This window comes from Clostridiales bacterium (genome assembly GCA_015243575.1).
In the GTDB taxonomy this organism is placed as follows: domain Bacteria; phylum Bacillota; class Clostridia; order Peptostreptococcales; family Anaerovoracaceae; genus Anoxybacterium; species Anoxybacterium hadale.
In genome coordinates this window covers 441,774-463,380 of the sequence record CP042469.1, presented here as the reverse complement: position 1 = coordinate 463,380, position 21,607 = coordinate 441,774, and the positions used below count along the sequence as shown (strand labels likewise).

At 45.0% G+C, this 21,607-nt stretch carries 15 protein-coding genes; 2 read left to right on the top strand and 13 right to left on the bottom strand.

All coding sequences use genetic code 11. The annotated features are described in order from the left end of the window. Positions 1–21: 21 nt before the first annotated feature. From FRZ06_01850 to FRZ06_01810, 9 genes are all read right to left on the bottom strand, one after another. Positions 22–969, bottom strand: a complete 948-nt coding sequence (locus FRZ06_01850; protein ID QOX62181.1) for a serine/threonine protein phosphatase — start codon at positions 967–969, stop codon at positions 22–24. Between the two features lie 72 nt (positions 970–1,041). After that, positions 1,042–1,965, bottom strand: coding sequence for a DUF4474 domain-containing protein (locus FRZ06_01845; GenBank protein ID QOX62180.1), 924 nt, complete (start codon positions 1,963–1,965; stop codon positions 1,042–1,044). A gap of 259 nt (positions 1,966–2,224) precedes the next feature. Further along, positions 2,225–4,114 (bottom strand): molecular chaperone HtpG, encoded by a 1,890-nt coding sequence (htpG, locus tag FRZ06_01840; GenBank protein ID QOX62179.1) that lies wholly within the window; start codon positions 4,112–4,114, stop codon positions 2,225–2,227. Between the two features lie 201 nt (positions 4,115–4,315). After that, complete coding sequence (locus FRZ06_01835) at positions 4,316–5,494, bottom strand: iron-containing alcohol dehydrogenase (protein ID QOX62178.1); 1,179 nt, start codon at positions 5,492–5,494, stop codon at positions 4,316–4,318. Between the two features lie 270 nt (positions 5,495–5,764). Then, entirely contained in the window at positions 5,765–6,421 is a 657-nt protein-coding gene (locus FRZ06_01830; GenBank protein ID QOX62177.1) for a redox-sensing transcriptional repressor Rex, read from the bottom strand. A 22-nt stretch (positions 6,422–6,443) separates the two neighbouring features. Then, positions 6,444–8,174: a dihydrolipoyl dehydrogenase gene (lpdA, locus tag FRZ06_01825; GenBank protein QOX62176.1), complete on the bottom strand. Its 1,731-nt coding sequence runs from the start codon at positions 8,172–8,174 to the stop codon at positions 6,444–6,446. A 22-nt stretch (positions 8,175–8,196) separates the two neighbouring features. Then, entirely contained in the window at positions 8,197–9,666 is a 1,470-nt protein-coding gene (locus tag FRZ06_01820) for a 2-oxo acid dehydrogenase subunit E2 (GenBank protein QOX62175.1), read from the bottom strand. A 9-nt stretch (positions 9,667–9,675) separates the two neighbouring features. Continuing rightward, a complete protein-coding gene (locus FRZ06_01815) occupies positions 9,676–10,650 on the bottom strand; it encodes an alpha-ketoacid dehydrogenase subunit beta (GenBank protein QOX62174.1) in 975 nt (324 codons plus the stop codon). Between the two features lie 123 nt (positions 10,651–10,773). Next, positions 10,774–11,751, bottom strand: a complete 978-nt coding sequence (locus FRZ06_01810; GenBank protein QOX62173.1) for a thiamine pyrophosphate-dependent dehydrogenase E1 component subunit alpha — start codon at positions 11,749–11,751, stop codon at positions 10,774–10,776. 260 nt (positions 11,752–12,011) lie between these two features. Here FRZ06_01810 and FRZ06_01805 point away from each other — a divergent pair, with 260 nt between their 5' ends. Continuing rightward, positions 12,012–14,063: a PAS domain-containing protein gene (locus FRZ06_01805; protein QOX62172.1), complete on the top strand. Its 2,052-nt coding sequence runs from the start codon at positions 12,012–12,014 to the stop codon at positions 14,061–14,063. 384 nt (positions 14,064–14,447) lie between these two features. Here the strand turns inward: FRZ06_01805 and FRZ06_01800 are convergent, their stop codons facing one another. From FRZ06_01800 to FRZ06_01785, 4 genes are all read right to left on the bottom strand, one after another. Next, entirely contained in the window at positions 14,448–15,908 is a 1,461-nt protein-coding gene (locus FRZ06_01800; GenBank protein QOX62171.1) for a sodium:solute symporter family protein, read from the bottom strand. Positions 15,909–16,087: 179 nt separating this feature from the next. Continuing rightward, positions 16,088–16,807, bottom strand: a complete 720-nt coding sequence (locus FRZ06_01795; protein QOX62170.1) for a cupin domain-containing protein — start codon at positions 16,805–16,807, stop codon at positions 16,088–16,090. Positions 16,808–16,873: 66 nt separating this feature from the next. Next, positions 16,874–17,758 carry an NAD(P)-dependent oxidoreductase gene (locus FRZ06_01790; GenBank protein QOX62169.1) on the bottom strand — a complete coding sequence of 295 codons (885 nt, stop codon included), beginning with the start codon at positions 17,756–17,758 and terminating at the stop codon, positions 16,874–16,876. 142 nt (positions 17,759–17,900) lie between these two features. Next, positions 17,901–19,136 (bottom strand): aminopeptidase P family protein, encoded by a 1,236-nt coding sequence (locus tag FRZ06_01785; GenBank protein QOX62168.1) that lies wholly within the window; start codon positions 19,134–19,136, stop codon positions 17,901–17,903. A 379-nt stretch (positions 19,137–19,515) separates the two neighbouring features. Between FRZ06_01785 and FRZ06_01780 the strand changes: the two genes are divergently transcribed. Then, positions 19,516–21,543: a hypothetical protein gene (locus tag FRZ06_01780; protein ID QOX62167.1), complete on the top strand. Its 2,028-nt coding sequence runs from the start codon at positions 19,516–19,518 to the stop codon at positions 21,541–21,543. Positions 21,544–21,607: the final 64 nt, after the last annotated feature.

Here is a 21,607-nt window from a genome sequence, read left to right as displayed (position 1 = left end):
AAAAATACTAAATTGATCGCATCAGCCTAGATCTTTAAGAGAGCAGGTTTCAAAGATTCTTTTCGTGATAAAGAAATCCCTTAGTTTCCTTGGACCAGCAATTACATCTCTTCCGACGTACAAGCTTCCCTCCTGCCTAACTTTGACGCCCCACTTTACAAGAGATATCTCTCCCCTGTCAATTTCAATCCCCGTAATAAACTGCGGATGAACACAGCTTCCATCGTTAAAATACAGCGGTTCCCCCATTTCCGGGAACATCGGACGATGGTTATGCCCACCAATCAGCATATGATTTTCCTTAATGACCCATTCCGTCAACCGTTTTCCTACAATCTCCTTCTTTTCCTGGTTCTGTGCAGGACTGGTAGGATTCGTGACACCGAATAATTCCAGCGGTCTCCAAAGGTAGCGCACCAGAAATCTGCTGACTTTCCAAAAGCTGCTGTTCAAATCATCTACCTGATGACCATGAACCAGGAGAATTTGTTTGGAGAAGGGGTTCAGTCCCCAGCTTTCATACTCCAGCACAAGTCCTTCATAGGCACGCATATCCTCAAATAACGGAACAGTTTTATTTTCTCTCTTGTCATAATACTCATATAAATTGGCTTTTAAAAATTTATCGCTCTGTTTCACCATATCATGATTCCCATAGACGAAATATGCCTGATTCTTCTGATAAAATTTTTTTAGAAGTTCAAAAACACCCTGGTGGGCATAAATGATATCGGACATTCTCTTATTCTCCCAAAGCTCATCACCGTCACCGATTTCAATATAGGTGAAATCCTGTTCAAGATAGTGATTCAACGCTGAGATATAGAGATTTTCGTTTTTGAAAAAATCATCCGCCTGGCTTCCATCACCTCTATGACAATCACTCATGATGATAAGCTTGCTGGAATCATCAATTGGCAGCTTTACTGAAGATTCGAATATCTGGGATAAACGCTTCATCGAATTCATTACAATCTCTCCCGATTTTTCTACATATGATCGGACATGGAAGACAGCTTCAGGTCTCACAACCCGATGTTGTCAGTCAATGCCATGCTCGATCAACTCATAAAAGGCCTTTATGATGCGCCTTGTTTTTCCTATGCGAATCATCCCTTCATAAAACAACGGCTCTTTTCTTCGAATGATACAGATTCTTTCTGCCATTGTTCTGCATCTAGAAGTTATTTGCCGATATCTTTTACAGGCGAGCCGGTTATAATTTTGGATGATCCTGTCTGTTTTCTCTGACCTCGTGAAAGGTTTCGGTGTATGGGTTCTGTCAAAAATAAACTCAGCATCAGTACCGTTGATTTTGATCTGGCTCCTTTGATAGCCGATCTTTATCAGCGCAGCGACGAAGGCTTCGCACATTGTTTCGTCTAGAAAAGTGATTTTGATGTGCATGGCAAGCTCCTCAGGTTCAGAAAACACTCCTGCCTTAAAACCGCTGAGCCACCAGTGCTTCTCCGTTCTCTCAAACAGCTTTCTGCCTTTCTGAAACAGAACGTAAGACAGCTCCATCAGATCATCATCTGCGGCGCATTGATAAAAGGTGCCGGTAAACAACCCCGGAATATTAAGATCCTGTTGATCTGTATAATAAACGCCGATTTCACATCCCGTATTCAGGTAATACTGCCCTTTCCAAAACTGAATCAGCCATCTCTTTCCGCCATACACAAACGTCACCGGTTCTGCGTCGATAATAATGCTTGCAGGTGCTGCTGCCTCGTCATAAAGCCGGCAATAACCGAATTCCCTCTGCCATGCATCCAATCTGGAAAAAAAAATATCCTGTTCCGGATCGTATTGATACCCTGCATAGGAGAGGAGTTGATCAAAGGCTTTCGCTTCTGTCTTTTCGGGCTTTGGATAAATACTGCAGATTATGCTATAAATCATTCTATAAATTAAAATGACAAAAACAAGCAATAGTGCCGACAACGAAGCGAAGACGAGCATTCTCTCATACCCCCTTCTGATCAGTTGTTCCGGCAGCCGGTTGTTGCCTAGTTGAGAAGTGCTTTCAAACCGGATCCACAGATACCGCAACAAACTGATTTATAGTTCATATTATTCGAGGCTTAAGTTAAGTGTTATCCTGATTGGAAATAATTGTGATTATGATTTGAGCATCCCTGTAAAACGGCAGACAAAAAAACGGAGGCAGTCATCTGCCTCCGGCTTTCGCTTATAAATTCTTATTTAATTTACTTACGCCTTATTTCGATGCGATGAGATCACATACCGCATTGGAAAATGCAACCGGATCTTCAATAGGAAGGCCTTCAATCATAAGTGCCTGATTATATAAAAGCTCCGTATAAGTTCCGGCTTTATCCTTGTCTGCTTCATATATATCCTTCATTGCCTTTAGGACTGGGTGGGATGCGTTAAGTTCGAGCACTTTTTCAGCTTTCACTTTATCATCACTTGGCATTGCATTGAGTATTTTTTCCATCTCTATGGAAATACTGCCGCCGCTGGACAGGCAAACAGGGTGGGTTTTCAGTCTTTGAGAAATTCTTACCTCGCTGACCTTTCCACTGAGTGTATCCTTCATAAAGGTCAGTAATTCCTTGTTGTCCTCGGTTTCTTTCTTGACCTCTTCAGTCTCCTTTTGATCCTCTTCAATTCCCAGATCATCTCCGGACACAGACTTAAATTCTTTGCCGTCAAATTCGCTCAGGATACGGATTGCGAACTCATCGATGTCATCTGTGAAGTAAAGGATTTCATAACCCTTGTCCTTCAGCAGTTCTGTCTGGGGCAGCCGATCAATTCGTTCAACGGTATCCCCCGCAGCATAATAGATAAACTTCTGATCTTCCTTCATGCGGGAAACATACTCAGCCAAGGTCACCGGTTTCTTTTCCGTCGAGGAATAGAACAGGAGTAAATCCTTTAGTGTCTCTTTATTGGCACCGTAACCATCATAAATTCCATATTTAATCTGCAGTCCAAAGTTTTTGAAAAATTCTTCGTACTTCTCTCGATCAACATTCATCAGCTCTGTCAGTTCGCTCTTGATCTTCTTTTCTATTCTGGAGGAAATGGCTTTTAGCTGTCTGTCATGCTGCAGCATTTCTCTTGAGATGTTCAAGGAAAGATCCTGCGAGTCTACCAATCCCTTCACAAAACTAAAATAGTCAGGAAGCAGGTCCGCGCACTTATCCATGATCAACACTCCGCTGGAATAAAGCTGCAGCCCCTTTTCATACTCTTTGGTGTAATAATTATATGGCGGCTTGGAAGGAATAAAAAGCAGCGCGTTATAGGAAACCATTCCCTCAACGTTCGTATGAATCACCTTGGCTGGATTTGCAAAATCAAAGAACTTCTCTTGATAGAACCCATTATACTCATCCTCGGTAATTTCATTTTTATTTTTCCGCCAGATCGGTATCATGCTGTTGAGCGTCTGATCCTCAATCACTGTCTCGAACTCGCCTTCACTGCCTTCCTTCGGTCTTCGCTGCTCGGTCTTCATTCTTATAGGATATCTGATATAATCGGAATACCTCTTGATCAAGCTGCGAATTCTATATTCCTGAAGAAACTCATCGTATTTCTCATCCTCAGTGTCTTCCTTAATCTTCAATATAATTTCGGTTCCGCAGCCATCCTTTTCACACTCTGCTATAGAATAACCTTCGGTACCGGAAGATTCCCAGCAATATGCCTGTCCTTCTCCGTATGCCTTGCTGATGACCTTTACTTCGCTGCTTACCATAAATGCAGAGTAGAAGCCCACACCAAACTGACCGATGATATCGATGTCTTCCTTTTGCTCATTATCTTTCTTAAAGTTTAAGGAACCACTTTTTGCGATGGTCCCAAGATTGGATTCCAGCTCCTCTTTGGTCATACCAATCCCATTATCCGTAATGGTAAGCAATCTACTTTCTTTATCAGCAGCAATGCGGATTTCAAATTGCTCTCTGGTGATCCCTGTCACATTTTCTGTGAGACTTTTGTAATAAAGCTTATCAATTGCATCGCTGGCATTGGAGATCAGCTCCCTTAAAAAAATCTCCTTATGGGTATAAATAGAATGGATCATAAGATCCAAAAGTCGTTTTGACTCTGCTTTAAACTGTTTTTTAGCCATTTAAAAACCCCTCCTATTTCTTCATTTTTCTTTCATCACTGATCTTACTTCTGACCCATTCGCTGAATCAATTCAATAAACGAAAGTTGTTAGCACTCTTTTCAATAGAGTGCTAACAACTTTAATATTAAAACATTTACCCGCTGAAATCAAGAGGATTTTCATCAATTTCCTAAATTCACCCAGCTTTTTTGTTATGATTTACTGAGCCATCTTGTAGATTTCAAGAATATCCTTCCAAGAGAGCTTTTGGAAACCTCCAACCGGTGTTTCCTTTCCATCGCTGTACCAAGTGGCTTTTTTCGCCATTAACTCCAGGTTACTGTCATCCATACCAAGTTCTCTCAAGGTAATGGGAAGCCCGATGGTAATGAAGAAGCGCTCCAGTCTGTCTATCCCCTCATTGACGATAGCATCCGGGTCTCTGTAGGTACCTTCCACACCCATTACATTTACCGCAAATTGCACAAACATATTGATATTGGTTTTGTATACATATCGCATCCAGGATGGAGTAAGCACAGCAAGTCCGGCACCGTGAGCCACATCATAAATCGCACTGAGTTCATGTTCCATCTTATGGCAGGCCCAGTCCTGCGCTCTGCCAAGCCCCAGCAGTCCATTATGGGCAATGGTTCCTGCAAAGGCAACTTCTGCCCATGCATCGTAGTCCTTATGGTTCCGATTCAGAATCAGCGCATTTTTCATAATCGCTTTCAGAGTACTTTCACAAAGACCATCGGTGACATCTGCCTTCACCGTTGTGGTAAAGTAACGTTCAAGAATGTGGCTCATCATGTCACAAACACCGTTTGCAATCTGATTTTTCGGCAGAGTGAAGTACAGCTCCGGATTCATAATGCTGAATACAGGTCTGATTTTGTCGCTATGATATCCCATCTTCAGCTGCGTCTCTTCCTGGGAAATCACCACACTGTCACTGGATTCCGATCCGGTGGCAGGGAGGGTCAGGATCGTAGCCAGATCAAGTACCTTACCAGCAGGCTTTTTTGTCAGGAAATAATCCCAGATATCTCCGTCATAGAGCACGCCCAGTGCGATCGCCTTCGCAGAATCGATGACGCTGCCGCCGCCCACTGCCAATATAAAATCGATTCCCTCTTCTCTGCAGATTCGGATACCTTCCCTGACCAGTGAAAGCCTGGGATTGGGCTTAACTCCGCCCAGTTCCACATAAGAGACACCAGCAGCTTCCAGTGCACTTCGAACTTCATCGTATAACCCGCTTTTTTTAATGCTCTCACCACCGTAATGAAACAGAATCTTATTTCCGTAAGGCTTGATCAGTTCTCCAACCATAGCCTGTTTTCCTTTTCCAAATATAATCCTTGTCCTATTTTCGTAATCAAAGTTCAGCATTTATCTTATCCTTTCCTGCTATAATATGGTTTATTGGAAGACAGTTCAGAACCTCGGCCAAAACCCTGTCCGGCAATTCCTGTCATTCTGATTCACTTTTCTTCTATTATATCCAAAATATTATACCGTTACAATCGATACCCGGTCAACCTTCTAAGTTCTTGTACTTGCGGATCATGTTCCAGGTCGTAGGCCAGGTTAAAGCTGAACAAAAAAATACAGCTGCAGGATACATTGATATCCCGCGGCTGTATCACTTATTCAAATCTGTTAAGAAGATAATTCTTTGATACGAAGCCCATTCTGATTCATATAATATGTAAGCATATGAAGGCTGTCGCTCAGATGTACATTTTCGATAACAATATCCTCCGGCACATCAATCTCAGCAGCCGTGAAATTCCAAATTCCCCGGATGCAGCTTCCTGCAAGAACGTCTGTAACAGCTTGGGCGCTGTCTTTATCGGTGGTGATCACGGCAATGTCTACCTGATTGTTTTCCAGGTACTCTGTCAGGCTGCCTGCATCCAGTACCTCGATATCGTTAATTCTCAGACCCACCAGCCTGGGGTTTACATCAAATATTGCAATGATTTGATAGCCCGACTTATAATAATGCGTATAATTTGCAATTGCCTGCCCCAGATTTCCTGCCCCCAGAACGATCATCTTATACTCATTCCGCAGCCCCAGTATCTCGCCAATCTGTCTTTGGAGCCGCTCAACATTATACCCATAGCCTTGCTGTCCGAACGCTCCAAAATTGTTCAGGTCCTGCCTGATTTGCGATGCCGTATATCCGGCAATCCGGCTGAGTTCCGTTGATGAAACTGACTTCACACCCTTTTCCGAAAGATCACCAAGGATCCTTCGATAACGCGGTAAGCGTTTGATCACGGTATTTGACACAAATGAGTAGTCTTTCATATTTTACACCTGCCTCGTTCTGTTATATGTGGATGGCTTTGTCAATGGCTGCGTGAAATGCTTCATGATAGATCTCTGATATGGTTGGATGCGGGTGGATCGACATTGCCACCTCTTCAGCCGTAGCCTCCAAATTCATAGCAACCGCAGCCTCCGCAATGAGATCAGTGGCATGAATTCCAAAGATATGAACCCCTACAATTTCCTGGTACTTGGGCTCAGTAATTACCTTAATCATCCCTCTGTCGTCTCCTGCCACCTTCGCTTTGCCATTTCCCACAAGCGGGAATCTTCCTATTTTAACGTCTCCGTATTTTTCCCTGGCCTGAACCTCCGTCAGACCGACACAGGCTACCTCGGGCTGAATATAGATTGCGCTTGGGATTCTGTCATACACCATCTCCTTATGATGACCGCAGATATTTTCCGCCGCAATGATCCCTTCTGCAGAAGCGGTATGGGCAAGCATAGCCTTGCCATTCACATCTCCTACCGCATATATGTTTTCCACGGAGGTTCTCATATTTGAATCGGTGACGATTGCGCCGCGCTCTGTCCTGATACCCAGAGCCTCACAGTCAATACCTCCAAGATCCGGCCCCCGCCCCACAGCCATAAGCACCTTTGACGCCGCAGCTTGTTCCACGCTCCCATCTTTTTCAAATAGAACAGCCGCTTTTGAAATTTCGGTGACTCTGGCACTTGTATATACCTTGACTCCCATCTGTTCCAGCATGCTTGTAACCTGCTTCGTGATTTCTTCATCCACCATGGGTAAGATTCTGTCCAAAAATTCTACAACAGTAACCTTCGTTCCGATGCTTGCAAAGAAATAAGCAAATTCTACACCGATTACGCCTCCGCCAATGATTGTAATATCCGCAGGAATTTCGGCAAGATCCAGCGCCTCATTGCTGGTAAGCACCTCCATGCCGCTGTCGATTGGCACCGGCAGTGACTTAATCCCTGATCCGGTTGCTATGATAATAAAGTCTGCAGTGTATTCTTTTCCTCCTACAGAAACTGTATTTTTATCCTTGATGATCCCTTCTCCTGAAATTGGTGTTACGCCATTCTTCCGAAAAAGGCCGTTTATGCCGCCTACAAGCTGACCCACGATTCCTGCCTTTCGCTTCTGAACCTTTGTCATATCAAGCTGAAGATTGGTAAGATCCAAACCCACTACACCAAATTGATCCGACTCTTTAATTTCTTTCAGCGATTCTGCACTTCGCAGGAGCGTCTTCGTCGGAATACAGCCGCGATTCATACAGACGCCGCCGTATTGATCCTTTTCAACCACCGCAGTACGTTTCCCCAGCTGTGCGGCTTTGATAGCAGCAACGTAACCTCCGGGGCCTCCTCCTATGACAATGATATCAAAGTCCTTTGCCGCCGCAGCGGGAGCGGCCCCAGAAGCCTGAGCTGAAGCAACAGTCTGAGCCGACGAAGACGTTGACTCCTCTTTACCCAGTTTTTCAAGCGCCTCTTTTACCAGTGCGTCTATGTCTTCCCCTGCACCTGCGATGATTGCGATGGGAAGTGTCACGGGTACGGCTTCTCCCTCTTTGAGAAAGAGCTTTCTGACAACGCCGTCTCCGGTGGCCTCAATGTCTATGCTGGTCTTATCTGTTTCTATAGAAAAAAGGGCTTCACCTTTGCCGATATGGTCCCCTTCTTTTTTATACCACTGCACCAGCTTGCCTTCGTCCATGTTAAAGCCAAGCTTTGGCATGATAATTACTTCTGCCATGGTTCCCTCCTTTAAATTGTCTTTATACGAATAATTGAATTGGGCTTTCCAGAAGTCTCTTCACATCTGTAACAAACTGAGCAGCCAGAAGTCCGTCAATCACCCGGTGATCTACTGTGAGCGTAATGTTCATCATAGGTTTGATTTCTATTGTTTTCGTTCCGTCCTCATGGAGAACCACCACAGCCTCGTCCTTCGTTGCGCTGACAGCTAAAATTCCAACCTCAGGAGGATTGATAATCGCCGTAAAGTTCTCAATGCCAAACATCCCCAAATTTGATACGGTAAAGGTTCCTCCTGTATATTCCAGAGGAGCCAGCTTACCATTTCTCGCTTTTTCAAACAATACTCCCGCTTCAGTAGACAACTGCACAACAGTCTTATGATTTGCATCCTTAATCACCGGCACGATCAGGCCGCCGGGAGCGGCAACAGCAATCCCAAGATTGACTGACTGATATCGTATCATTTGATCGCCTTCAAGCGACGCGTTCATGTCCGGATATTTCTGCAGACATTTAATCACTGCTCTTGCGATGTAGTCTGTAACAGATGTCTTCTTCTCCTGAGCGTCGTTAATCTGCTTTCGCAGCACAAGCAGCTTCTCCAGATCCACCTTTTGTGTAAAATAGAGATGGGGTGCCGTAAACTTGCTCTTTGCCAGGCGCTCACCAATAATTTTTCGAACACCGCTGTAGGCAAGGATATCCTTGATTTCTTTTCCGTCAGCAGTGACCTGCCCCGTTTGGGGTCCTGCAGCAATTTCACTTGAAGTGTCAGCCATTACAGTGCCCGACATTACAGTATCAGCCATAAGATCTTTTTTCATAATCTTTCCGCTGGCGCCTGTGCCCGTTATCCCCTCAAGGTTAATTCCCTGATCTGCAGCAATTTTTGCAGCAACAGGAGTCACTCTAATTTTAGAAGATGCCAGGTAATCCAGAATATCCTTTTCTGAGATACCGCCCTGATATCCGGTTCCTTTTATATTCAAGCGCTTAAGGTCAATTCCCTTTTCCTTTGCACATCTTCTTGCCCTCGGTGTGATCTTGATTCTGCCTTCACCGTTCTGGTCTCCACCACTGCTTAGGCTTGCGGAGCTCAAAGGTCTCGTTGACTCGGGCTTAACCTCAACACCGCCGGGTGCACCGGCACTCGTATCCGCCTCATTCTCAGCCTCTTTCACGGCCCCTGCCTGCTCGGCTCTGTTCAGCTTCTCGTTGACCTCTCGCACCAAAGCGTCTATGTTTTCCTCTGCGCTGCCCAGGATAGCAATGGGGTAGGTTACCGCAATGGCTTCCCCTTCCTCGAGAAACCTTTTTCGCATGAAACCATCCTGTGTGGCTTCGATGTCGATGGAGGTTTTATCGGTCTCTATTGCAAAAACCGGCTCCCCTTTTGAAACCAGATCTCCTTCTTTTTTGTACCAGGTAACGAGCTTCCCTTCCGACATATTGAAGCCGAGTTTCGGCATAATGATAATTTCAGCCATCTCACACCTCTATTTCATCATCTTTCTGACTTTTTCAACGGTTTTTTCCACGGTGGGTATGAGCGGAAATTCCAGCGCTGGGCTGAACGGCAGGGATACGTTGGGGGTACCAATTCTGGCAATCGGTGCCTCCAGATAATAGAACACATCGTCCATGACATCCGCTCCGATTTCCGCTCCGATGCCGCAGCGTTCATAGGCTTCATCCACCACAAGCAGCCTTCCAGTCTTTTTCACCGATTGGATGATGGTTTCTCGATCCATGGGAACAATGGTCCGAAGATCGATTACTTCCGCAGAAATGCCGTCTTTTTCCAGTAGTTCAGCAGCTTTTACTGACTTCATCACCTGAGATGAGGTTGCAACAATGGTAACGTCCGTTCCTTGTCTTACGATATTCGCTTTTCCGAAGGGGATGGGGAGAACCACATCATCAATCATATATTTATTGGAGTATTCCATTTTGTGCTCGAAGAATAAGACCGGATTGTCATCTCTGATAGCTGTCTTCAAAAGCCCCTTGGCTTCCTGTGCATTGGAAGGAACCACAACCTTCATGCCCGGAAAATGAGCTGCAAAAGCCTGCATGCTCTGTGAATGCTGCGCGGCTGAGGAACGCCCCGCACCAATGGGAGTACGGATTACCATTGGCACCGTTACCTGACCGCCGGACATATACGTAATTTTTGCTGCATTGTTAATGATCTGATCCGCTGCCACCAGCATGAAGTCCGAGAACATTAGCTCGATGACAGGACGAAGACCTGTCAATGCCATTCCCGTACCCATACCGACGAAGCCTGCCTCTGATATGGGTGTGTCTTTTACTCGAAGATCGCCGTACTTATCATAAAGTCCCACTGAGGTTTTAAAATTCCCTCCGATGAACGCGACGTCTTCACCGAGGAGCAGGACACGGTCATCCCGTTCCATTTCTTCATCCAATGCCTCACAGATCGCGTCTCTATATAAAATTTCTCTCATCTTTATTTCCCTCCTTATACACCAGTCCACACTTACTGTACAAATGTCGGAAGGTGCGATACATTAATTCGTCCGGCTTGCCATTGACGACGATAGCTGGTAGAATCCTTCCCTTTCGTCTGATTACAGATCGGAAAACAGATCGGTATAAGCTTCGGCAGGATCTGGATATGGGCTTTCTTCCGCAAACTTAACCGCTGCCTGGACTTCTGCTTCCACTGCATCCTCAATCTTAGCGACTTCTTTTTCCGTGATCTTCATTGAAAGGATCTGATCTCTGAAGCAGGCTACGGGACAGCGTTCCATCCAGCTTGCTTTTTCGTTGGAATCCTTTCTCTCGCGGTATACCGCCGGATCTCCCACATGGTGTCCCTGCCATCTATAGGTCTTGCATTCAATTAAAGTTGGGCCGTTGCCGCTCCTTGCTCTTTCTGCTGCTTCTTCCGCAGCTTTCTGAACAGCCAAAACATCCATACCGTCTACGACAACACCGGGAATTCCATACCCCAGCGCCCGATCTGCAAGATTTGCCGTATTGGTAACATCTCTAATATCTACAGAAATGCCGTACAGATTGTTTTCTATCACATAGATAATCGGAAGATTCCATGCTGCTGCCATGTTGATGCTTTCATGAAAGGTTCCTTCGTTGGTAGCCGAATCACCGAAAAAGGAAACTGCGATTTGATCTGTCATGCGGTACTTGGCAGAATATGCGGCACCGGTGGCAATGGGAATTTCTCCGCCCACGATACCGTTGGCACCCAAAATCCCTTTATCCATCGCCATAATATGCATGGAGCCGCCTTTACCTTTGGAATAACCGGTTGCTTTTCCAAGAATTTCAGCCATCATTTTCCCGAGATCCGCGCCTCTTGCTACCAGATGACCATGGCCTCGGTGGGTGCTTCCGATATAATCATCCTCTTTCAACGCGGCGCAAACGCCTGTTGCCACAGCCTCCTCACCGAGATAGAGATGTGCCAGACCTGGCATCATGCCTTTTTTATAAAATTCAAAAACTTCTTCTTCGAATCTCCGCATCTTATACATGATTTCATAAAGACTCAACAAATGCTTTTTGCTGTATTTTGTTTCCATCCGTAACCTCCCATTTTCACTCTTATTGAATGACATTATAAAGAGCAAGACTTATGCCAAAACTGGTTGATATAAAATTATCTTTCACTCCATTATAAAAAGCCTTGATTTTTCAATGGATGCATAGTATATTTCAGAAAAATCAGGCGGATCGTCTTGATTACATGTTTGCGTTTCTCAGCGTTCATTGATATAATATGTGCCAACATGTCACATGAGACAGCATGTGACAATGACACTGTGTGACACAGGGGGTTTTTATGCAATTTACAAAGGAATACCAGGAAAAATTACAAAGCGCATGGGAGCATTTCACAAGCGAAGATGACGAACAGTTTGACTATACCTTCATAAGGCCGATGATCTTTCAATCCTGGCTCAGATCAAGAATGTATCAGGTTAACCCCTTTGAAAAAAAGACCGCCATCATGGATCTCTCAGAAATTGCAGCGCTTGCGAAAGCCAACAGCAGGCTGATCAAAACAGTACGTCCTTATATGGAAAAGCTTTACTCCATCGTGGAGGGTTCCGGCTATTTCCTGCTGCTCAGTGACAAAGACGGTTATGTTCTGGATCTGATCGGAGATCACGAGATGATAGAGCAAGCAAAGGAAAGTCTGCTGGTGGTCGGTGCCAATCGCTCAGAATCCGTAGCAGGCACCAATGCCATCGGTACCTGCCTTGCGATCCAAGCACCGATACAAATTTGGAATGGGGAACATTATGTGATCAGTCACAGGCATTATTCCTGCAGCAGCGGCCCTATTTTTGACTCAACGGGAGCACTATTGGGCTGTCTCAACATTACCGGAAGCAATACGGAAATCCATACCCACACCTTAGGCATGGTGCTCAGCGCAGTTGACGGAATCAACAAGGAACTAAAAATACGAAAGGCATATGATGAAATCGAATCCATGAGCGCCCAAAGGAACAGCATCCTGGAGGCCGTAACTTCAGGGCTGATTCTACTCAACGAAGACGACGAGATTATCCAGATGAATGGCAACGCACAGCGTATGCTGCACATCAGCGGACAAAACGCTATCGGCAGGAATATCAACAGCATCATCAGCATAGACGAGCCTGATCAAAGATGCAATTTCTACGCGCTAAAGTCAGCATACAGCGACAAGGAAACAGACATCTATTTTGCTGGCTCCTATACTGCACCGATCAAGTTTCGTATCAGCGTCAGCTTCGTGGGTCAAGACAAAATGCATGACAGGGGTACCGTAATCCGCCTTGACGAAGCGAAATACATCAATAAGCTTGTGAATAAGGTCAGTGGTTTTAAGGCTTCCTATCATTTCAGCAACATTATGGGCAGTTCTTCCCCAGCAAGATTCCTGGTCAGCAGCTGTGAAAAAGCTGCCAGGAACTCATCCAATGTACTTCTTCTCGGCGAGAGCGGCACGGGAAAGGAATTGGCAGCACAATCAATCCATAACGCCAGTTATTATCGAGATGGCCCTTTTGTTGCGATCAATTGTGCGGCTTTGCCGAAAGGATTGATTGAAAGTGAGCTTTTCGGCTATGAAAAAGGAGCCTTTACCGGCGCAGGAAAAGAGGGGAATCCCGGTAAATTTGAGCTTGCTGACGGAGGCACGATTTTCCTCGATGAAATCGGAGATATGCCGCTAGATGTTCAAGCTTCTCTTCTCAGAGTGATTCAAACAAGAGAAGTTGTTCGAATCGGCGCAAAATATACGAAAAAAATCGACGTGCGGATTATCGCCGCCACAAACCGAAATTTGTTAGAAGAGGTGAGCAACAAATCCTTCCGGCAAGATCTCTATTATCGGCTCAATGTCCTGACCATTCAGATGCCCCCTCTCAGAGATCGGGGTGATGACATTTGCGAGCTTGCAGATCATTTTGCACAGACCCTCTACAATCCATGGGGGAGAAGAATGACAATTTCGCCCCAAGTCTATCCTTTGCTCAAGAAGTATTCCTGGCCCGGCAACATCCGTGAGCTTGAAAATGCCATCGAGCGCGCGATCAACATCACAGACGACGATCAAATTCGTCCTGAACATCTTCCGGAGCAAATTCTGGTATGGGAAAACACTTTAGAACGATTTGATCAGTCCAAGAATGAGATGGCATCGCAATTGAATCAGTTGAACCAACCGCTGCCTGTTTCCTCCTTCAATTTGGGTAAAAAGGATTGCGACCTCATACATCTCGGACTAAAACAAACCGGCGGCAACATCAGAAAAACAGCTGACCTGCTCGGGATCAGCAGAAGAACGCTTTACCGAAGGATGGACAAGTACGGCATCGATTATGGTAATTTTCGCGATTAGTCATCAGGCAGATATGAACTTCAGTAAATAATGACAGACAAGAAAAGACCGGCTGTTTTCTGTTCAGCCGGTCCTTGATTTTATCTGCCTAGATTTCTCTGTATTGATTAGTTTTTGCCTTTTGCGGAACCTACTACCGCGCAGATTGCATAGAGTACCATAACTCCCATAACTCCAAGCATCCAGCCTACTGTTGCATCCATGTTTCTTTCCTCCTTATCATTCATTCAACAAGTATCGATTATTTCTTAGAAGATTTGCTGGCAATGGTGTAAATTCCCTGTCCAACAGCGATCATTGCAAAGATAACGACGACACTCATAATAAGCAAGTTAATGAACATTCGTATTTCCTCCTTACGCTACAACGCTTAAACAATTCTGTTTAAACTTCTTTATACTCGTGAACCTTGAAATATCCAGGTTCGCCTTTGGTGGTCAGATTTCCGATAATGATTACAATCAGTGATGTGGCCAGCGTTATGTAGCCGTTCGGCAAAGAACCGACCAGACCGCCGATTGCTGCCGGCAGTGAGGAGAAGGTCCAGATCATATTGACGATCCAGGTAATTGCCAGCGTTGCGGTAGCTACGCCGTGGCTTCTCTTCCAAAACAGTCCTGTAACAAAGAGCCAGAATACAGGCACCATCCAGGCAAACAGCCAGTTGATGGCAGCAAGGATCGGAGGGAGATAAGCTGCAACGCCAATGGCGACTGCGCCGAGAATAACAACCATAATTCTGATGACTTTTGTAACTTCAGCTTCTGAAGCATCTTTTTTGAAAAGTCCTTTGTAGATATCGATTGCAAAGATGGTTGCGGGAGTTAAAGAAGTCATAGCGAAGGTAGACAGGATCGCAGCCAGCAGTGCAGCCAGCAGCAATGCAGCAACCCATGCAGGGATCAGGTCAACGATCATCGTTGTAGCAGCCATCTTAGGTCCTAATTCTGCATATTCAGGAATGGATCTTGCAGTCAATCCCAGGGTAACTGCGAACACTCCAAAGAGTCCGTTCAAGGGAGCAGCAAGCCAAACAGATCTTCTGATGGTCTTTTCGTCCTTCGCTGACATATATGCCTGAAGCAGCATCTGACTGATACCCTGACAGAATACAACAGCAATAATCTGAGCAATTGCAAAGGTGATGAACAGATCAGGCGTTCCAAAGATGCTCGTCATAAAATGATTAGCCTGATCAGCGTCATAAAATGCCTGAACGGAATCAAAGTTTCCGCCGGGAAGTGCCAATGCAATAAAGATGGTAGCAACGATCAGACCAATATACATTACAGCAGCATTGATTACGTTGACGATACCAACTTCCTCCATACCGGCAAGTACAACATAGAAGATACCAAGGATACCGCCTACAACAGCACCCTGTACGATACCCCAGCCGGTCATCGTTGCGATAACGATACCAACCCCCTGCGTTTCCAGCGTCAGGATTCCCCAGATACATCCAGCCATTACACAGGAAATCGCCAGAGCATTCTTAGCGCCGTACATTCCCTTTAAGGCTTCCGGTACTGTAGTAACGCCCATTCTTCTTACCCATAATCCCGTACCAAAGCAGGCAACGATAATCAGTGCTACGTGGGCCAAGCTGAACCAGTAGGCGACTGCGCCCATGCCATAAGTCATTTCGAAAACGCCTAAGATGTGGGCTGTTCCCAGTACGGTCAGTGCGATGGTAGAAGCAAGTACCCATACGCCCATGTTCCTGCCGCCGAGAGCAAATCCGCCCTCCTCATCTTTATTTCTCTTCTTGGAAATAAAGAATCCTACACCGAAGATTACCAGAATTTCATAGATCAGCACAATTGCTAATACACCTATTCTCATTTTTTAAGACCTCCTAAATCTCATTTAATATCCGTTGTTACTAATAATAAAATAATATCGGTCATAGTTATGGCGCATAAAACATCTCGTAGATTTAAAAAGCAGGGAGTTCATGCGCCATATCATCTGTCTATTGATGCACGCTTCTTTGCGCGATCATAAAGGTCTTTTTTCTAGTACTAGTCTCTCGAAGCCAATCTTGCAGGTCCAAAACTCTGAGCAATCCGCAATGCCTGACATCCATCAGGATGGATCTCATATTTTACGCCCTTGGGGATATAAAATCCGTCTTCAACAGAAAGCGGAAGCTTTTCTCCATCTGCAATGACATAACCCTTGCCGGAAATAACGTAAGACATCTGATCAGATTCCGCAACCTGCCCGCTAACAACGCCGTCGGGCAAAATTTCAACCACTTGGAATTCGATAGTTTTGCTGCCTCCGTTTTTAGGATTGGAAATCGGAAATGCAGTTGCTTTCTCTGCATCAGCTGCAGGAACTGGAGTTACATCATTTATATTTCTGATGAAAGGTTCTGTCTGGTTGAATTCTTTCGGTGTCAGCGTTACGAGGAATTTTAAAGTCTGAACGCCGATGGGATACATTTCATGATCTGAGTTTCCGGGAATCCACATTACATCCCCAACCTTATATTCATACCGCTTTCCTTTGATAATGGAATACCCTTTACCGGACAGAATAAAGTAGCAATGATCTGCATCCTTATGGTTGTCAAGAATTGCGGCACCTCCGAATCTGATTTCACAGATTGAGAAGAAATTGTAAGTGTCTGAGTCCATGGTTGCTGGTAAGCCGAAGGCAAACGCGTGTGCATTCAGATGCCTGGCCGGTGCAGCAGGGGTAAGATCATAATAGTTTTTCACATAAGCTTTAGCCATTTTGGGTTCCTCCTTGTTATTAAACAGATGTAATTGTATTGATTAACATTTTCCTACACCATAGGGTTACGGTCTCTTATATCCGCACTGATCTTCCAGAACCTGAGTCAGAACAGAGAAGTCCTTGTCTCCTCTACCTGTTGCTGCTGCTGCCTGCAAAGCCTGTCTCGTGACTGCGGTTACCGGCATTGCAACATCATACTGTTTTGCAGCTGCAAATGCAAGATCAAAGTCCTTCATCATGAGTTTTACACTGAATGCAGCTTTATAATCTCCACTTGAGACAAGAGCTTTTTTATAGCCTACCAGCGGTGACCCTACTGCGCTTCCCGCCATAACCTCGCAAACCTGAGCAACATCAAGTCCCGCTTTTTCCGCAAGTACAACCGCTTCTGCCATCATCTGAGAGGTAACGCCGATCATAACATTCAAGCTGAGTTTCAGTACTCTGGCCTCTTCTGATCCGCCAAGGTAAAACTGGTTTTTGCCCATTGCTTCAAATAAAGGCAGCGCCTTATCATAAGCGGCACGGTCACCGGATGTAAGAATTCCAAGAGTTGCATTCTGCGCAAGAACAGTGCTTCCGGTTACTGGAGCTCTTAGGAACTTGCATTCTTTGGCCTCGATTGCGTCATTTACCTTAATTGATTCCTCAGGTGAAACGGTACTCATATCGATAACAATTTTGCTTGAAGACAAGCCGGCAACAACACCGTTTTCACCGAGTGTCACGGATTGAAGCGTGGGACCGTCTGCCACCATTGTAAAAATGAAATCACAAGTTTCAGCAATTTCCTTCGGAGTATCAGCCCATTTTGCTCCTTCTGCAAGAATTTCGTCAGCCTTTGCTTTTGTCCTGTTCCAGACGGTTACTTCATGTCCCGCTTTTAACAGATTCTTGCTCATTGGATTTCCCATATTGCCAAGTCCAATCCAACCGATTTTAGCCATTTAAATATCCTCCTTAAAATTTATAAAATGTGTGTGAGTTTGTCAATTATTTATCAATCAGAAACGTGTTTTTTGTCGAAATATCTGGTATTGTATCACGATTCACAGCGTACCTTCCCGTGCGCTGTGAATCGTGCGTTTTTTAGAGAAAATGGCAGCCCGGAAGCCCGCAGGATGTAATTTCATCTGATGGGAACTTGGTAATTACCTCGCATCCGTCTTTTGTTACAACAACTTCTTCTTCAATTCTTGCGCTTCCCGACCCATCTTCTGATGCACACCAGGTTTCGATGGCAAAGGTCATACCTTCTTTGAGCTCGAAGGGGTTGTCGATTGAGAATAGCCTTGAAATAACTGGTTTTTCCCAAAGACCTAGTCCGATCCCGTGAGCGAACTGCAGCAGAAATGCTTCTTCTTCGTTCTTGAATCCCAGCTCTGTAGCTGCAGGCCAGCACTTGGCAACATCAGCAGAGGTATTTCCTGCTTTGATTGCCTTGATGGAATCCTTAATCCATTTTGACGCTCTATCATAAGCCTTTCGCTGGTCGGCATTGGGCACTCCGCAGGAGAAAGTTCTGTAATAGCAGGTTTTATATCCGTTGTAGGTGTTACCGATATCAAAATAGATCAGTTCTCCGGGTCTAACCATTCTGTTGGAGAAGGTATGGCTATGAGGGTTTCCTCTCTGTCCGGATATGCTATTAACGAATTCAACCAGTTCTGAGCCCCAGCCGTAAAGCTTGTAATTTGCAATGGCAACCAATTCGTTTTCCATAGCACCCGGTCTCAGTGCCTTTGCAAGATCATAGTAAGCTGCATCAACCATTGCCGCAGACTGTTTCAAAAGCTGAATCTCATCATCTGTTTTTATGATTCTTGCGTCCAGCATCGCCTGCTGTCCGTCAACGATCTCCACCTTGTGCCCTTCCAGTGCTCTGATCAGCGGAATATCTACGATATCCATACCAACCTTTCCCACTGCTCCATATTCCTTCAGATATCCGGCAATCTGGTCTGCAACCTTTTCTACCATACCAACTTCAGCAGGAATCGCACCTCTCATGGATCCTACTGCAGGCATGATATGATCGATGTCCAGCCAGTCAACTCTCTTTCTCTTAGAAGGTGCAGCAGGGTCGAATAGAAACGGCTGCTCTACTCCGTCGATTAAAATACAATATCGGTTCATTTTGTTGCGGTTCCACTCACCGATATGGGTTCCGGTAATATATCTGATATTATCAAAGTCATAACAAACAAGCGCACTGAGACCGTAATCCTTCATGCTTTTTTTGGCACGAGCCAGCCTGTCTTCTCGAAGTCTATAAAAATTGACATTCGATTCAAAATCAACACCATTCATTCCTGATCTTGGCATTTATACTCCTCCTTACAAAACTACTCAAAATATTAAATGACCGCAGTGATGCACTTTGTTGTGCGATCATTGCATGAATCCCTAAGAGCAATTCCTGTGCCAAAGATTTTTTTTGCAGGAGCATCACCTGCACCTGCTCAGGAGATTTGTTTCATTTTTTGCTGCAATTTGAATTCTTAGGACGCCTCCAAAAGAAATATTTTATAACTTAAATCCGGGGTCGACTTTAATAAAAATTTATCAAATTCTGAAATGGCATCTTGCATTTCAGAACTATCTGTGACACAATCGTGCCATAATGAGTTAGCAGGAGTGACAAAGCCGTGCCACATTTGAGCCAATTTGTGCCAGAGCACGACGCAGATATGGCATAGCATCTATGATGGGAGGAAAAGTTATGATGGAGCTTGCAGATGATTACAGTAAAAAGCTATACGAATATTGGAATTTATACATAGAAAAAAATGCCCCCATGCCCGATACGATAGATGAGATCAGGCCTCTTATCTATGAATCCTGGAAGCGTTCCAAAGCAAACAAAGTCTCGCACCGTGAAGTGGCCGACGCAAAACTCAGCCCAACGGAACTCAGATATACCTTTGCCAGAAATGAGGCGCTGATGTCTGTGGCCCATTCTTATATTTCAAAATTATATTCCTACGTAAAGGGGAGCAATTTTATCATTGCACTGACAGATAATCGCGGTTTTGTTCTGGATCTGGTAGGAGAAGATAGAGAAATCCAGCTTCGCGCCCAGAAAAGCGGTCTTACCATTGGCTGCAACAGAAGTGAAGAGTACTCCGGGACGAACGGAATCGGAACTTGTCTTGTCACCGGTATGCCCATTCAAATCTGGGGGCGAGAACATTATATTGCCCCCCATCACAGCTATGTCTGTTCTGCTGCACCCATCAGAAATCAGCACGGTAAAATTATAGGCTGTCTTGATGTTATCGGCCCAGTGGGAGGTGTTCATTCTCACACACTGGCGATGGTTTGTGCTGCAGTTGACGGCATTGAGAAAGAGATGAAAATGCGTGAAGCCTATGATAGAATTTCAGCAGCAAATAATCAGCTAACCAGCACGATACAGTCCATTTCGTCAGGGATCATCATGATAGACAACATGGGAATCATCACGCATCATAACAACCGCGCCATGCAGTTTCTAAAGCTTCCCAACAACAACTGTGAGGGCGAAAACCTCGCCAATATCCTTGATGTCAAGCGAGCTCACATCAACCTGCTTGATTTGAAAAGAGATGTGAGCAATCGAGAACTGACCATCAGAAATCACCTGGGAACGACGCTCAATCTATCCCTGTCTGCTACAATCATACACAATTCTCATCATGAAAAAATCAATACCGTACTGGTCATAGAGGAGCAGCGGCAAATTCACAAAATGGTCAGTAAAATGAGTGGCTTCACCGCGCGGTTTACCTTTGATTCTATCATTGGGATATCCAATCAGATCAAACAGGCTATCACCATCGGAAAGCTGGCGGCTCAGAGCGACTCCAATGTTTTAATTCTGGGAGAAAGCGGTACCGGCAAGGAACTCATGGCACAGTCCATTCATAATGCCAGCGATCGATCAAACGGGCCATTTATTGCAATTAACTGCGGTTCACTTCCCAAGGGGCTCATTGAAAGCGAGCTCTTCGGATACGAGGGAGGCGCCTTCACAGGGGCTAGCAAGGATGGACAGCCTGGCAAATTTGAACTTGCAAACGGCGGCACCATATTTCTGGATGAAATCGGCGATATGGCGCTGGAGCTGCAAACCTCTTTGCTGAGAGTGATACAAACGCGAGAAATCACTAGGATCGGCGGAAGACTGCCTCGTAAGATTGATGTCAGGATTATGGCTGCAACCAATGTAAATCTATCGGAATCAGTGAAAAACAGAAGCTTTCGCAGTGACCTTTACTATCGGCTGAATGTTCTTTCCATCCTGATCCCCCCGCTTCGGCAGAGAACCGAAGATATTCCTGTTCTGATTGAACATTTTATCAAAGTATATAATCAATCTCTTGGCAAATCAGTGGAAGGCCTCAGCACCGCAGCACTGAATCGAATGATTGAACATAGCTGGTCCGGCAATGTGCGAGAGCTGGAAAATATCATTGAACGAGCCTTGAATCTGACTCAAGAAGACATCATCGGCGAAGCCGAACTCCCTGGCGAATTTTTCTCCGAAAATTTGCAAAGTCCACCATCATATCCAGTTACGATGGAATCTGCAAACACGGGAAAACGAAAGGAGCCTGACAGAATTAAAGCAGCGCTGGAGAAGGAAGACGGGAATATCACCAATGCCTCTGCACTTCTCGGAATTCCCAAGCGCACCCTTTATCGGAAGCTGCAGAAATATGGAATAGATATCAACCAATATCGAATATAACCCTCAGAACTGATTTAGGCATGACTCTTGCATATTAAAACTTCCATAAGATCAAACAATTTTA